8 protein-coding genes and 2 pseudogenes are annotated in these 15,150 nt (G+C 67.1%); 6 read left to right on the top strand and 4 right to left on the bottom strand.

Annotated elements, in window-relative coordinates; all coding sequences use genetic code 11:
* The first annotated feature begins 51 nt into the window (after positions 1-51).
* Positions 52-1,194, top strand: a complete 1,143-nt coding sequence (locus tag AB4112_RS35475; protein WP_441727128.1) for a thioesterase domain-containing protein — start codon at positions 52-54, stop codon at positions 1,192-1,194.
* On the opposite strand, the pseudogene AB4112_RS35470 reads toward AB4112_RS35475, so the two are convergent.
* The 3 genes and pseudogenes from AB4112_RS35470 to AB4112_RS35460 form a co-directional block, all read right to left on the bottom strand.
* Positions 1,160-1,617, bottom strand: a pseudogene (locus AB4112_RS35470) (Tn3 family transposase); the annotation flags it as partial. The gene AB4112_RS35475 and the pseudogene AB4112_RS35470 sit on opposite strands and share 35 nt — an antisense overlap.
* Before the next feature lie 477 nt (positions 1,618-2,094).
* Positions 2,095-3,054, bottom strand: coding sequence for a hypothetical protein (locus AB4112_RS35465; protein ID WP_441727126.1), 960 nt, complete (start codon positions 3,052-3,054; stop codon positions 2,095-2,097).
* A 163-nt stretch (positions 3,055-3,217) separates the two neighbouring features.
* Positions 3,218-3,853, bottom strand: coding sequence for a hypothetical protein (locus AB4112_RS35460; protein WP_441727124.1), 636 nt, complete (start codon positions 3,851-3,853; stop codon positions 3,218-3,220).
* Positions 3,854-4,197: 344 nt separating this feature from the next.
* Here AB4112_RS35460 and AB4112_RS35455 point away from each other — a divergent pair, with 344 nt between their 5' ends.
* Both AB4112_RS35455 and AB4112_RS35450 read left to right on the top strand, forming a co-directional pair.
* Entirely contained in the window at positions 4,198-4,719 is a 522-nt protein-coding gene (locus AB4112_RS35455) for a hypothetical protein (RefSeq protein ID WP_441727122.1), read from the top strand.
* Between the two features lie 193 nt (positions 4,720-4,912).
* Positions 4,913-5,317, top strand: a complete 405-nt coding sequence (locus tag AB4112_RS35450; RefSeq protein WP_441727120.1) for a GlcG/HbpS family heme-binding protein — start codon at positions 4,913-4,915, stop codon at positions 5,315-5,317.
* A gap of 72 nt (positions 5,318-5,389) precedes the next feature.
* On the opposite strand, the gene AB4112_RS35445 is transcribed toward AB4112_RS35450, so the two are convergent.
* Positions 5,390-7,462 carry an ATP-dependent helicase gene (locus AB4112_RS35445; RefSeq protein WP_441727118.1) on the bottom strand — a complete coding sequence of 691 codons (2,073 nt, stop codon included), beginning with the start codon at positions 7,460-7,462 and terminating at the stop codon, positions 5,390-5,392.
* A gap of 102 nt (positions 7,463-7,564) precedes the next feature.
* Here AB4112_RS35445 and AB4112_RS35440 point away from each other — a divergent pair, with 102 nt between their 5' ends.
* From AB4112_RS35440 to AB4112_RS35430, 3 genes and pseudogenes are all read left to right on the top strand, one after another.
* Positions 7,565-7,798, top strand: a complete 234-nt coding sequence (locus AB4112_RS35440) for a DUF2188 domain-containing protein (protein ID WP_441727116.1) — start codon at positions 7,565-7,567, stop codon at positions 7,796-7,798.
* A 365-nt stretch (positions 7,799-8,163) separates the two neighbouring features.
* The gene (gene ku, locus AB4112_RS35435; protein ID WP_441727114.1) at positions 8,164-9,033 is read left to right on the top strand and encodes a non-homologous end joining protein Ku; all 870 of its coding nucleotides are present in this window, start codon (positions 8,164-8,166) and stop codon (positions 9,031-9,033) included.
* Between the two features lie 582 nt (positions 9,034-9,615).
* A pseudogene (locus AB4112_RS35430) lies at positions 9,616-15,150 on the top strand (calcium-binding protein); the annotation flags it as partial.

Raw genomic sequence — 15,150 nt, 5'->3', positions numbered from 1 at the left:
CTCCTCCAYGCCCTCCCCCTCACTCCCAACGGCAAGCTCGACCGCCGCGCGCTGCCCGCACCGGACTTCTCCCCCGCCAGCCGCCGCGAGCCCTCCACGCCCCAGGAAGCGATCCTCTGCACCCTCTTCGCCGAGGTCCTCGGCCTCGACCGCATCGGCCCGGACGACAGCTTCTTCGACCATGGCGGACATTCCCTGCTCGCCACACGCCTCGCCTCCCGCCTCCGCGCCACCCTCGGCCGCGAACTCYCCATCCGCGCCCTGTTCGATGCCCCCTCCCCCGCCGCCCTGGCCCTCCGCCTCGGCAACGAAAATCCGGCCGGTTCCCTCACCCTCCTGCTACCACTCCGGCCCCACGGGACCCGACCGCCGCTCTTTTGCCTCCACCCCGCCGGCGGCCTCGGCTGGCCCTATGCCGGCCTCCTCCGCCATCTGCCCGATCGTTCGCTCTACGCGCTCCAAGCCCGCCGCCTCGGCGATCCCGGGCACGATCCTGCCAGCATTGCCGCAATGGCAGCCGACTATCTCGACCAGATTCGCACCCTTCAACCCCACGGACCCTATCGTCTTCTAGGCTGGTCCTTCGGAGGTAATCTCGCTCACGCCATCGCCACAGCACTCCAGCAGCAAGCGCAGGAGATCGTCTTCCTTGCTGTGCTCGACAGCTACCCGCTTGAATCTGGACAACAACGTCCGTGTCCCTGCGAGCCGACGGACGAGGATCTGGCGATCGAATTGATTAACGCCGCGTCTGACCAGCCGCTTGATCTTGGTGACGATTCCTTGTCTCTAGCACAAATCAAGGCCCGTCTTGACCAAGCCGGCCATGTTCTGGCCAGTCTTGATGATCGTCTCTTCTCCGTCTTGCTCAAAAACCTTCGCGACGCGCCTCGTCTCATGCGGGACTTCAGGCCAGCAATCTTCTCCGGCGACCTGCTATTCATCAGGGCGGCGAACCGCACCCAAGACGATGTCGCACCGCCCGCTCCGGAGGCTTGGCGGCCGTATGTCCGGGGGCGCATTTCGGTTCATGACGTTCCCTGTCATCATCAGAACATGATGCATCCCGACGCGCTGGCGGTGATCGGCCCGATTGTCGCCGCCGCGCTCACCCAAGTCGACGAGCCCTTGTCCTCATCGACCGTGACGCCCGCTCTATGCGTAGGGCCGGATCGCGCAGCCAATCCAGGGTGAACATGGTGCGCTCGATGCGGCCGAACTCGCGTAGCGCCAGGGCAAAGCCGTTCTGCCTGGGATAGGCCGCCAAGCGCCGAAGCATGGCCGAGGCGGTCACCGTGCCGACGCCGATCGAGGTGGCCAGACGCAGCAGTTCCTCCCAATGCGCCGTCAAGTGGTCGACATCGATCGCGCCGCCGATCAGGGTTGGAGCGCCGGCGGGGCTTCGTCGTCCGGGAACAGGTAGAGGTGGCGGTCCTTGAGGTCGCGAATGCGGGGCGCGAATCGGAAGCCCAGCAGATGACACAGCCCGAACACATGGTCGGTGACGCCGCCCGTGTCGGTGTAGTGGTCCTCGATGGACAGCCCCGTCTGGTGGTAGAGCAGGCCATCGAGCACGTGCGGTGCCTCGCTGGCCGCGGCGGCGATCACCTTGGTGTGCCTTAATCCCGTGACCGCGGCCCGAACTCGAAGCCGTGGGCCGAACTGAAGTGTGACGCCTCGAGCGTCTGGCCCAGCGCCGCCAAGCCCAGCGAACCTGCTTCGACTCGCCTGATCGAAGCAGCTGTTCGATTCGGCCCAACCGCTGGTCGATGGCGGCGTGTGTGCCGGATAGATAGATCGTGAACAGCGAGCCGAAAGTGTCCGAAGCTTCCTTGGCCTCCCGCTCGTCCGTGCTGTATGTCGCGGCTCGCCCCAACAGGGAGGCGCTCCTTTCGAAGAGATGTGCGTCATACGCTAAGGATCGCAACAAAGACTGGTGCCGCCGCCATGCCGCTGCGGCCACGTCGGAATAACCGTTACCAGCCCGCTCCAAGGCCGCGAGCACCGCCCCGGGCAATACCGGAGCAACGTTCTCGAACATCGCACGGCCAAGCTCGTCGAGAGTCGCAATGTCGCCGAGAAGGCCGCCGGGCTTTAGCCAACGCTCGACGATCGCCATGGCTTGGGGATGCTCGTGCAGGAACGACAGCCGCCGCGAAAACGACCGCGCGAGGCGATCAGTCCGCCTGTGACGAGTTGCTGATTGATGAGGTCGTACGGCGTGTCCTCGAGCGCACGCGCGGCAAGGCGGTTCGCGATCGCGTGCGGCAGCACCGCCCGCCACACGCTACGCTGCTGGACGAGGTCTCGCCGAAGCAATTCGCCTACATGCCGATAGAGCTCACGTGGCTTTTGGTCCGCTAGCGAGGCCAGGCGCGGCAGCTCGGCCTCTTCACCGGCCAGCGCTTCACCCTGGAAGGAGAACACGAGCGAGCACGCCTGGGCCGCGAGTAGCAGAGCGCTGTCCGGATCGTGGCTCAGGCGGAAGAGGCGCTGAAAGAGATCATCGTCCGAGAGACCGGCGATCGTCTCCGAGCGTTCGACGGTTACGGCGAGAGCAATCGCGACCCGGGCATTGCCGCCGGACACCTCGGCGATGGTATGGGCATTGACCTGGGACAGCTGTGGATACCGGCGCGCGACCAGCCTTTCAATGAGCTCACGCGAGGACGTGTCGAGGGTGACGACCTGTGTCCCCTCGGGCTGATCTTCGCGTACATCGTACTCGACCATAAGAACGCTGACCGTGCTTCCGGATGCAGCGTACAGCTCCGAGAGCCTGCGATGGAGGTCTGGAGGGCAGTTGTCGATGATGAGGATCGCACGCGTGCAGTTTGCGACCAGATCCCAGGCGAGACCGATCGGTTGCGGATCCGGGTTGTCCGAGAGGTTGATGTAGACGGCGAGCGACGGTGGCAGCGGACGGGACCCGATCCGGGAGTCGAACAGGGCTTGGACGAGCCGGGTCTTGCCTACACCCGACAGGCCGACCAAACGTACCATCTTACCCGCCTGGGCGAGTTCGCCACGCATCTTGTCGATGGCGTCGACCATCGACCGCGCGGGTTCCTCGCGGTGCTCGCCGAATTGCAGGCGCAGCTTATCGTCAAGCAGGTACTCAGGTACTCGGACTCGACGCCCTCTGACGCGCCGCTCCAGGCACCATAGGCGCGCCAACCGGCAAGCGCGCGGCCTACCTTTTCTTTCACCCAGGTGATCAGACCAGGGTGGCGCCGCACCCAGGTCGCCAACCGCGTACGGTCGTAGAAGTCGGTATGACGCTGATCAGCGTTGGCGATCCCTTGCACGCCCTCACACAATGCCCCCGGCGGTTGCGAAGAGCTATGTCGGCGGTCGAATCCTTAGAACTGATGATGACGTAGGAGCCAGCTTGGTCGGCGAGCTCCTGGATGACAGGCCGGATCGCGCCCGCGGGTTGCATCTCGGAACGGATTGCGGCTCTCGACATGTCCGGCTTCTTGACCTGGAACCCAGTCACGGGACGAGGGATGAAACCATCGATGGCTGTATCTGCCGGCAGGGCCACCCTGACATCTAAGCCGCCGTCTGCCGCTGTCTGATTGCCGCCCCAGGTGACCGCGGCGGGTGACAGCCCACGGTTCGCGAGTTCGGCCTCGCACAATCGGCCGACGAGCTCTCGCAGGTCGATGTCGTTTAACTCAGCGATCTCATTGGCCGTGACATCGAGCATGATTCGATTGACGATCTTCCGGGGTATACGGTTTGCAGATTGCCGATATTCAGCAGTGGCAAGCAAGAGCCCGCACAGGGACGGACCGGACAGCCTGGAGCCTTGCTGGGGACCGTCCGCAAAGAGCCCGACAGCGGTCATGGCCTTTCTCCTTCAGTGGACCTCCACTGGCGAGTCGGGTGATCCTCCCATCGAGGCGTCAGCCGACCCGGCCCGACTTTCCAACGGTGAAGGTGCGGGAGGGGTGCGAGGTGCGCTACCTGATGCTGGCCTCGACGCCTGGAGCAGGCGTAGCCTGCTGTGGTGAACACTCGGCAGTACGCAGAAGGCCCCGCATTTTTGAGGCGGGGCTCTGGATCAGACCTCGATAGCCGGAAGCCCAAAACGCGATCGTTGTCCGCGACTATCTCGCGATAGTCGACGGTGTCCGAAATCCGCATCACATCTGGGCTTGGGCAGTGAATCGCCACGGCGCCGCCAACGCGATGCTGGGCTGGATCATTGCCTGTGACACGCCGACGTCGCCCGATCGGCCGATCCGCAACCCGGGTGGGTGGTTCACCCGGTTCGCAACGGCAGAACGGCCTTGGGACCTGTCGCGCAACTTCCGACACCTCGGCCGCGTGGCCAATGCAGCGAGCGCCACACCGGCGAGTCCACTCAAAGCATCGATTGCTGACCCAGAACCGGAGATCGAGACCATGGAGCACGCCCTTGAACCGGCTGCGGCCGCGGATCTTCTCGCGGCATACCGCAGCGCCTGGATCCCCACCGAAGCCCGGCGGCTCGGCCGGAGCGAGGCCGCGGCCCTGGCTGTATGGAAGTCCTGGCTGGACGAAGCCGGCGTCGCAGGGGTCGAGGACGATCGATTGCAAATCTGCGTCAAGACCAGGTTCGTTCGGGAACAGATCGACAAGGCCTACGGGGATATCTGCCGCGTCGCGGCCCAGGCGCTCGGCTATGCGGGCGTCGATTTCGTCACGGTGCCTTCGAGTGGCACATTCTAGTCCCGCTTCGCACGGAAGCGAATCATCGAATATAGCCGGATGGCGAATTGCCCGAGTGAGACGAGCCGGCATACGCTGCTGGCGTCGGCGCAAACACTGCGGCGAAGTCCATCCACATCACCTGATCGTGCCCGGATGATGCCACGCATCAGAATGCGGATGCAGCCCCAGCAGGAACCCTCTCGAACTGGAGATGATGATGCTTACTCTCGAAAAGGCCCATCGGGTCATCGCTGCAGGTGAAGCAAAGGCGAAAGAGATAGGCCAGCCGATGAACATCGCAGTGGTGGATGACGGCACCAACCTCAAGTCATTTATCCGCATGGATGGCGCCTGGCTGGGCAGCATCGACATAGCGATCAACAAGGCTTTTACGGCCAAAGCATTCGACATATCGACACAGGAGCTTGGAAAAAACAGTCAGCCGCATGACCAGTTTTTCGGAATCCACGTCTCCAACCACAACAAAATCATGATTTTTGCCGGCGGCATCCCTCTCGTCGTTGATGGCGTCATCGTCGGTGCGGTTGGCGTCAGCGGGGGCAGCGGTGAGCAGGATCAGGCTGTTGCAGAAGCAGCTGCTGCAGTGTGCCGCTAACCGTTGCGCCTGCAGTCGGCCTCGATGCCAGATGCTCAAGGAAAGATTTTTGCCTGTAAACGCCGCCTGACCCTAACTCCACATCGCCCGGGCCTTGGCCCCGACATCAATGCGGGCACGGCCGCCGGCAGATCCGGCTGCGCTGGTCTGCAAGCTCGACCAGGTCGACTTCTCGAATAGCCCGAGGATCTTCTCCGGGATGAAGCGAGTCCGCGGCGCGTAGATGTGCTGATCGCCGCGCCTCGATTGCCCGTGCGTGTAGAACCGGTGCGGCACGACCAGGTGCAGGTCATCCTTGGCCCGAGTCATTGCAACGTGCAGGAGACGCCGCTCCTCCTCGACCTCGGCGGTAGACCCCGTGCCGAGATCCGAGGGGATGCAGCCGTCCACAACATGGAGAATGTGGACCGACCGAAATTCCCGCCCCTTGGCGCTGTGGATGGTCGACAGGATCAGGTAGTCGTCGTCGAGCAACGGCGGCCCAGCGTGGTCGCCGGTCGCCTGCGGCGGATCCAAGGTCAAATCGGTGAGAAATTCCGTTCGTGAGGCGGCACCGGCGGCGATCTGTGCCAGCTGCATGAGGTCTGCCGCGCGGATCGCCGCGTCCTCATGGATCCGCTCCAGATGCGGGCCGTACCAGCGCTGGATCGCATCGAGCTCCGATGGCCAGGGCACGTCGCGATCGCGCAGCGTCGCCATCATCGTGGCCAGCTCCGGCCAATCCGCGGCGGCCGTCGCGGGAGCCTTGGCCATGGCGAGCGCGCCGAAGGGAATCGGCGCCTGGGCCATCTGGTCCAGCACGCGGCGCGAATGGGCCGGACCAACGCCTGGCAGCAGCTGTAGCACCCGAAAGCCGGCCATCCGGTCACGCGGGTTCTCCGCCCACCGCAGCACCGCGAGAAGGTCCTTCACATGCGCCGAGTCCAGGAACTTCAGGCCGCCGAACTTCACATAGGGGATGTTTCGCCGCGTCAGCTCGACTTCGAGGTGACTTGAATGGGTCGAGGTGCGGAACAGCACGGCCTGCTGCTTCAGCGGCACCCCGGCCTCCCGGTCCTCCAGGACCCGATCAGCGACATATCGGGCTTGCTCGATCTCGTCCCGGACACTGACCAGGCGCGGCCGCTGCTCCGATGCCCGCTCCGACCATAGCTGCTTGGCGTAGCGCTCCGGTGCCAGATCGATGACGGCGTTGGCGGCCGCCAGGATCGGCTGGTTCGACCGGTAGTTCCGCGAGAGTGTCAGCACCGTCGCGGGCGGCGAGAACAGGCCCGGGAAATCCAGGATGTTGCGCACCGTCGCGGCGCGGAAGCTGTAGATCGCCTGGGCATCGTCTCCGACCACGGTCAGGCCGCGGCCGTCCGGCTTCAGCCCGGTCAGGATGCTGGCCTGCAGGCGGTTGGTGTCCTGGTATTCATCGACCAGCACATGATCGAACCGTTCGCGGATCTCGGCCGCCAGGTCCGGATCCTCCATCGCCTGTGCCCAGTGGAGGAGGAGGTCGTCGTAGTCGAGCACCATCTGGCTCTGCTTGGCCTCGACATAGAGGCCGAACAGCCGCTTCAGCTCATCGTGCCAGTTGGCGCACCACGGGAATGTGTCCTTCAGGACATCCGCCAGTGGCAGCTGAGCATTCACCACGCGCGAATAGATGTCGAGGCAGGCCGACTTGGTCGGGAAGCGCTCCTTGGTCGCCGACAGGCCGAGCTCATGTCGCACCAGCGCCATCAGGTCGGTCGCATCCTCGCGGTCGAGGATGGAGAACGAGACGTCGAGCCCGAGCTGGTCGGCGTGCTCGCGCAGGAGCCTGGCGCCGATCGCGTGGAAGGTGCCCGCCCACTCCAATCTGGCCGCAGCGCCTTCGCTGAGCGCCCGGGCTGCGATGCGTTCCGCCCGGCGCTTCATTTCGTCGGCCGCTCGGCGCGAGAAGGTCAGCAGCAGGATCCGGTAGGGGTCGGCGCCGGTCTCGATCAGCCGCACGACCCTGTTTGCCAGGGTGTTCGTCTTGCCCGAGCCGGCACCGGCGATGACCAGGAGCGGCCCGGTCGCGCTGTCGTCGATGCCGAACTCGACAGCCGCCCGTTGCTCTGGGTTGAGCGTGTCCAGATAGCTTGGGCTCTGAGTGGTCGACTCGGCGGCGTTCATCCGACCAGTCAGCATTATTCCCGGTTTGTTCGCAATGTCGGGCTGCCTCGACGAGCGGAACCGCGGCCGATGGACATCCATTTTCCTCCCAGGAGGTGTGTCATGGCCAGACTTCGATATGTCGTCAGTCCGCACGATGGTGCGTGGCTTGTCCAACAGGGCGGCGACCGGCTAGCAGATTTCCCGACCCAGGTGAAGGCAAAGGGATGGGTGCGCGAGCTCGCCCGAAAGGGCCTCGATGCCGGGCAGGAATCGCTGGTTGTCGTTCAGGGTCGGGACGGCCGGATCAAGGAGCAGAGGACCTATGAACATGATCCTCGCAGGCATCCGGGCTAGGCCGGATCGAGCGTCCCCGGCCGAAACCGCGATCGAGCGGGCAGTCCGCAACGTGCGCGAGGGAGACCTCTGCCTGAGGCATCATGCCTCGGCCGTGAAAGAGATGAGATTGAGTGGACGCCTGACTACGGCCGCGGAGGCTGAGCTGGCGCGGCTGGCGGCCGCCCAGCGGCGGAACCTCGACCATCTCCGTGAACTCGTCGCCGAACTCGAGCGGTCGTCCGGTCCCCCGGCTAACCGTCCATAACGGCCAGCGTTCGGTTCGGTCATTTCGGAGGTCTCACAGCGACCGCTGGCCGGCGTGGCGGAACGACCCTTCGCGCTTCAGCGTTGGACTCCCGTCCCGAGCGTCTCTGGTGGTGACCATGGCACCGCGCGCGAACTGGAAGGGCTTTCTGAGGCTTGGCGCCGTCAGCTGCGCCGTATCGCTGTTCACGGCGGTCGGCGAGAGCGACGACGAGATCCATTTCAACATGGTCAACCGGAAGACCGGTCACCGGCTGAAGCGCCAATTCATCGACAGCGAGACGGAAAAGCCGGTCGACCGGGACGACCAGGTCAAGGGCTACGAGACCGATGCCGACACCTACATCGTTCTGACGCAGGAGGAGATCGAGGCCGCGGTCCCGGACAGCACGAAGGTGATCGAGTTGGAGAACTTCGTGCCGTGCGGCCAAGTTGAGCGGCTGGCGGTCGAGCGCCCCTACTATCTCGCCCCGTCGGACCAAGCCGCCACCGAGGCCTTCGATGTCATAAAAGAGGCCATGCGCCGCGCGAATGTCGCCGGCCTCGGCCGCACGGTCCTGTTTCGCCGCGACCGGGTGCTGATGCTGTATCCCGAGGGGCCGGGAATGATCGCGAACCTGCTGCATTTCGACTACGAGGTGCGCGACGAGGATGAGTACTTCAGCGAAATCCCGCATCTGAAGATCGATCCCGAGATGCTCGAACTCGGCAAGCACATCATCAAGGGGAAGGTGGGCAAGTTCGACCCTGCCGCCTTCGAAGATCGCTATGAGCAGGCACTGATCGAGCTGATCCGTGCCAAACAGCGCGGGGAGAAGATCAAGCCGCTACCGGCCCCCATGGCAACCAATGTCGTTGACCTGCGCGAGGCGTTGCGGCTGAGCGCCGGTGTGAAGACGAAGGCGACAGCCGCCAAGTCGGGGCGGAAGCGCAAGGCGGCACCGGGCAAGCCTGCGTCGACCCGCAGCTCGAAGCGCAAGAGCGCGTGAGGCAGCGATACCGACCGACGATACGCAACTAGAGGGGGCTGGACGGCTCTACAGCCCAGGATCGGGTGTGAGTTGGACCGGCCGGCCGCCCGGGTTTGGCGCAACGCCCCTTCGCATCGTCCTCGGCCGGATCTCTCGGATTGAAAAACTGCTTCCGTGGCACCGGCCGGCTTTCCAATAGGGTAGCGGGACCCTCATCGCGGCTCGATCGCGGTTATGGGCCTAAGCGGCGAGGGACCGGGTTCGACCCCAAGCGGATGAGAAGCCTAACGGCCTCGCCGGGCCTACCCTACGGTCCGGATTCGGCTCCTTTGCGGACATTTTCGCGAGGTCGGCGAACATCCGGTCCGGAGGCCGCTGCGGACGATATGAGTGGATTTCTGTACCCGACCCACCGGTGACGATCACAGTCGGTCCAGGGGCGTCCAACACCACAATTTCCAAGATCCTTCCTATTCCAGTATGCAGAACCTGTGATAAATCGGACCAATACAATCCTGCCTGGGCCGACCGGGCGCATTTGAAGCCGGCTGCTCGCATTAGGACCCGGCGGCGCCGACCAGCGAAGCAGGAGGATGACCCGTGACCCAGACCCTCAACGGCACCGCCGGCAACGACATCCTCACCGGCACGGATCCGGGCAATCCGGCCAATCCTGATGGTATCGACATCATCAATGGCGGCGCCGGCAACGACACGCTCTCCGGCCTCGGCGGCAACGACATCATCCAGGGCGGCGCCGGTGCCGACGCCATGAACGGCGGCGCCGGCATCGACACGCTCAGCTATGCCAATTCCAGCGCGGGCGTATCGGTAGCCCTGAACGCCATCGCCCTGGAGGGCGACGCCCAGGGCGACACGATGACCGGCTTCGAGAACCTGATCGGCAGCGCCTTCGACGACGTGCTCTTCGGCGACGCCGGGGCCAACGTGATCAGCGGCGGCGCCGGCAACGATCAGATCCAGTTCAGCGGCGGCGCCGACACGCTGGACGGCGGCACCGGCAACCAGGACATCCTCGACCTCCGCCCCGAGGTCTCGGGCTTCACCGTCAACCTGGCGGCCGGGACCATGACCGGGGGCGCCACCCTGGCCGGCTTCGAACAGGTCCTCGGCACCACGGGCTTCAACGACATCCTGACCGCCAACCTGACCGTCAGCACTACTCTGGCCGGATTCGGCGGCAACGACACGCTCAATGGCGGCAATGCCGACGACCTGCTGTTCGGCGACAGTTACGGCGGCACCATCGGCAGCGGCATCGACACGCTGAACGGAGGGGCCGGCAACGACCGGCTCGACGGCGGCGCCGGGGCCGACACGCTGATCGGCGGCGCCGGCACCGACACGGCCAGCTATGGCGCCTCGGGCGCAGGCGTCATTGTCGACCTTACGGCCAACTCCGCCCTCTCGGGCGATGCCGCAGGCGACATCCTCAACAGCATCGAGAATCTCACCGGCTCGGCCTTCACCGACACGCTGACCGGCGACGCCGGGGCCAATGTCCTGGCCGGGGGCGACGGCAACGACACGCTCCAGGGCCGCGCCGGCGCGGACGTGCTGCAGGGCGGCAACGGCACCGACACCATCTCCTACCTCGACTCGGCGGCCGCGGTCGTGGTCACGATCAATGGCGCCGCCTCGGGCGGCGACGCTGCGGGCGACACCCTCTCCGGCTTCGAGAGATTGATCGGCTCGGCCCTGAACGACACGCTGACCGGCGACGGCGCGGCGAACGTGCTATCCGGGTCCGATGGCAACGACGTGCTCCAGGGCCTCGGCGGCGCCGACTCGCTGCAGGGCGGCAACGGCACCGACACCGCCTCCTATGCCGCCTCGGCCGCCGCGGTGATCGTCAACCTGATGACGGGCACCGGCACCGGGGGCGACGCCCAGGGCGACGTGCTGAACAGCATCGAGAACCTCATCGGCTCGGCCTCCGCCGACATCCTGATCGGCACCGCCGGGGCGAACATCCTGGACGGCGGCGCCGGCAACGACACGCTCGACGGCCGCGCCGGGGCCGACACGCTGACCGGCGGCGCCGGCACCGACACGGCCAGCTACGGCGCCTCCGCGGCCGGGATCGTGGTCACGGTCAACGGCGCCGCCTCGGGCGGCGACGCCGCGGGCGACATCCTGACCGGCATCGAGAACCTGACCGGTTCGGGCCTCAACGACACGCTGACCGGCGATGCCGGGGTGAATGTGCTGAACGGCGGCAACGGCAACGATACGCTCATCGGCCTCGGGGGCGCCGACACGCTGCAGGGCGGCGTGGGCATCGATACCGCCACCTACGCCGCCTCGGCGGCGGGCGTCACGGTCAACCTGCTGACCGGCGTGGGCTCCGGCGGCGATGCCGCCGGCGACACGCTGACGGCGATCGAGAACCTGATCGGATCCGCCTTCAACGACACGCTGACCGGCAACGCCGGGGCGAATGTCCTGGCTGGTGGTGACGGCAACGACACGCTCATCGGCCTCGGCGGCGCCGACACGCTGCAGGGTGGCGCCGGCACCGATACGGCGAGTTACGCCGCCTCGGCCGCCGCGGTCGTGGTCACGGTCGACGGCGGCGGCGGCGGCGGCGATGCCGAGGGCGACGCCCTACTCGGCATCGAGAACCTGACCGGCTCGGCCTTCAACGACACGCTGATCGGCGGCAACAATGTCAATGTCCTGGCCGGGGGCGACGGTGACGACACGCTCCTGGGCGGCGCCGGGGCCGACGCGCTGAATGGCGGCAACGGCATCGACACCGTCGTCTATGGCGGCCCGGCGGGCATCGTGATCAGCCTGTCGACCAACACCGCGTCGGGCGGCGATGCTGAAGGCGACAGCTTCAGCAGCATCGAGAACGTCTTCGGCTCGGCCTTCGCCGACACGATCAATGGCAGTGCCGGCGCGAATGTCCTGGATGGCGGCGCCGGCGACGACCTGCTGGCGGGCCGCGGCGGGGCCGACGCGCTGCAAGGCGGCGCGGGCATCGACACTGCCACCTACGCCGCCTCGGCCGTGGGTGTCACGGTCAACCTGTTGACCGGCACCGGCGCGGGCGGCGATGCCACGGGCGACACGCTGACGGCGATCGAGAACCTGATCGGCTCGGGCCTCAACGACACCCTGACCGGCAGCGCCGCGGCCAATGTGCTGGACGGTGGCACCGGCAACGACACGCTCCAGGGAGGGGCCGGCTCCGACGTGCTGCAGGGCGGCAACGGCATCGACACCGCCTCCTATGCCGCCTCCTCCGCGGGCGTCTCCATCAACCTCGCGTCTGGCATCGGCGTGGGCGGCGACGCCGATGGCGACACGCTGACCGGCATCGAGAACCTGATCGGCTCGGCCATCGGCGACACGCTGGCCGGCGATGCCGGGGCCAACGTCCTGGCCGGCGGCGACGGCAACGACCTGCTCGTCGGTTCCGGCGGTGCCGACACGCTGCAGGGCGGCAATGGCAGCGACACCATCTCCTATTTAGGCTCTGCCGCGGGCATCGCGCTCAGCCTCACGACCGGCACCGCGTCGGGCGGCGATGCCGAAGGCGACAGCTTCAGCAGCATCGAGAATGTCGCCGGCTCGGCCTTCGCCGACGTGATCAACGGCGATGCCGGGACGAATGCCCTCTATGGCGATGACGGCGACGACGTGCTGGCGGGCCGCGGCGGCGCCGACACCCTGTTCGGCGGGGCGGGCAGCGACACGGCCGACTACATCGCCTCTGCGGCCGTCAACGTCAACCTGGCGACCGGCATCGCCACGGGCGGCGATGCCCAGGGCGACAGCTTCAGCAGCATCGAGAACCTCTCCGGGTCGAACCAGGCCGACATCCTGACCGGCGACGCCGGGGCCAACACCCTCGACGGCGCTGGCGGGGACGATCTGCTCGTCGGCGGTGCCGGGGCCGATGCGTTGGTCGGCGGCAACGGCATCGACACGGCGACCTATGCCGCCTCGGCCGCGGGCGTCACGATCAATCTGCTGACCGGAACCGGCACGGGCGGCGATGCCGCAGGCGACACGCTGACGGCGATCGAGAACCTGACCGGCTCGGCCCTCAACGACACCCTGACCGGCGACGCCGGGGCCAACACCCTCATCGGCGCCGGCGGCAACGACGTGCTCAATGGCGGCGCCGGCGACGACCTGCTCGACGGCCGTGGCGGCGCCGACACGCTGCAGGGCGGCACGGGCACCGACACGGCGACCTATGCCGCCTCGGCCGCCGCGGTCGTGGTCACGGTCAACGGAGCCGGCTCGGGCGGCGACGCCCAGGGCGATACCCTGTCGGGCATCGAGAACCTGATCGGCTCGGCCCTCAACGACACCCTGACCGGCGACGCCGGGGCGAATGTCCTGGATGGCGGCGCCGGAGACGACGTGCTGGCAGGCCGCGGCGGCGCGGACATCCTGCAAGGCGGGACGGGCAGCGACACGGCCGACTACACCGCCTCCACCGCGGGCGTCGCGGTCAACATCGCGGGCGACAGCGGGCAGGGCGGCGATGCCCAGGGCGACCATTTCCAGAGCATCGAGAACATCATCGGCTCGAACTTCGACGACGTCCTGTACGGCAGTGATGGGGCCAACACCATCAGCGGCGGCGGCGGGGACGACGTCCTCGAGGGCGCCGCCGGGGCCGACGTGCTTCAGGGCGGCACAGGCCTCGATTGGGTGATGTATTTCAAATCGACCGCCGCGGTCGTGGTCACGGTCAACGGCGCCGCCTCAGGCGGCGATGCCCAGGGCGACACCCTGTCCGGCATCGAGAATCTCTCCGGCTCGGGCTTCGCCGACACGCTGACCGGCGATGCCGGAGCGAATATCCTGGACGGCGGCTTCGCCGGTGACGACGCGCTGGCTGGCGGCGGCGGCGACGACACGCTCTACGGCGGGACCGGCGCGGACACCCTGGACGGCGGGACGGGCAGCGACACGGCGAGCTATTTCGGCTCAACCGCGGGCGTCACGGTCAACCTCGCGACCAACACCGCTTCGGGCGGCGATGCCCAGGGCGACAGCTTCGGCAGCATCGAGAACCTGACCGGTTCGGCCTTTGTCGACACGTTGACCGGCGACGCCGGGGCCAATGTTCTGTCGGGCGGTGACGGCAACGACCGGCTCCAAGGCGGCGCCGGTGCGGACTCGCTGCAGGGCGGGACCGGCAGCGACACCGCCTCCTACGCCGCCTCGGCCGCCGCGGTCGTGGTCACGGTCAATGGCGCGGCTTCGGGCGGCGACGCCGCGGGCGACACCCTGGCGGCCATCGAGAACCTGATCGGCTCGACCCTCAACGACACGCTGACCGGCGACGCCGGGGCCAATGTCCTGGCCGGCGGCAACGGCAACGACACGCTCCAGGGCCTCGGCGGTGCCGACGCGCTGCAGGGCGGCGCGGGTACTGACACCGCCTCTTACGCCGCCTCGGCCGCAGGCGTCACGCTCAGCCTCTCCAGCAATACCGCGACCGGCGGCGATGCCGCGGGCGACAGCTTCAACAGCATCGAGAACATCATCGGCTCGGCCTTCGCCGACACGATCAATGGCGAGGCAGGGGCGAATGTTCTGGATGGCGGCGCCGGCGACGATGTTCTCGCGGGCCGCGGCGGCGCGGACACCCTGCTGGGCGGCGCCGGCAGCGACACCGCCGACTACATCGCGTCCGCGGGCGTCACGATCAACCTCGCGACCAACACCGCCACGGGCGGCGATGCCGCCGGCGACACCTTCAACAGCATCGAGAATCTCTCCGGCTCGAACTTCGCCGACAGCCTGACCGGCGACGCCGGGGCCAACACCCTCAGCGGCGCCGGTGGGGACGACCTGCTCGATGGCGGCGCCGGGGCCGACGCGCTGGATGGCGGCGCGGGCATCGACACGGCCAACTACGTCTTTTCGGCCGCGGGCGTCACGGTCAACCTGGCGACCGGCACCGGCACGGGCGGCGACGCCCAGGGCGACACGCTGACCAACATCGAGAACATCATCGGGTCGAGCTTCGCCGACCGGCTGTACGGCGACGGCAGCGTCAATGCGCTGAGCGGCGGCGGCGGCGACGACCAGCTTCGCGGCGGCGCGGGGGCCGACACCCTCGACGGCGGGGACGGGTCGGAC

It is taken from the genome of Inquilinus sp. 2KB_23 (assembly GCF_052115705.1).
GTDB classification, from domain to species: Bacteria; Pseudomonadota; Alphaproteobacteria; order DSM-16000; family Inquilinaceae; genus Inquilinus; species Inquilinus ginsengisoli_A.
Note: the sequence above shows the minus strand (reverse complement) of the source record. Positions and strands in the feature narration are given on the sequence as shown.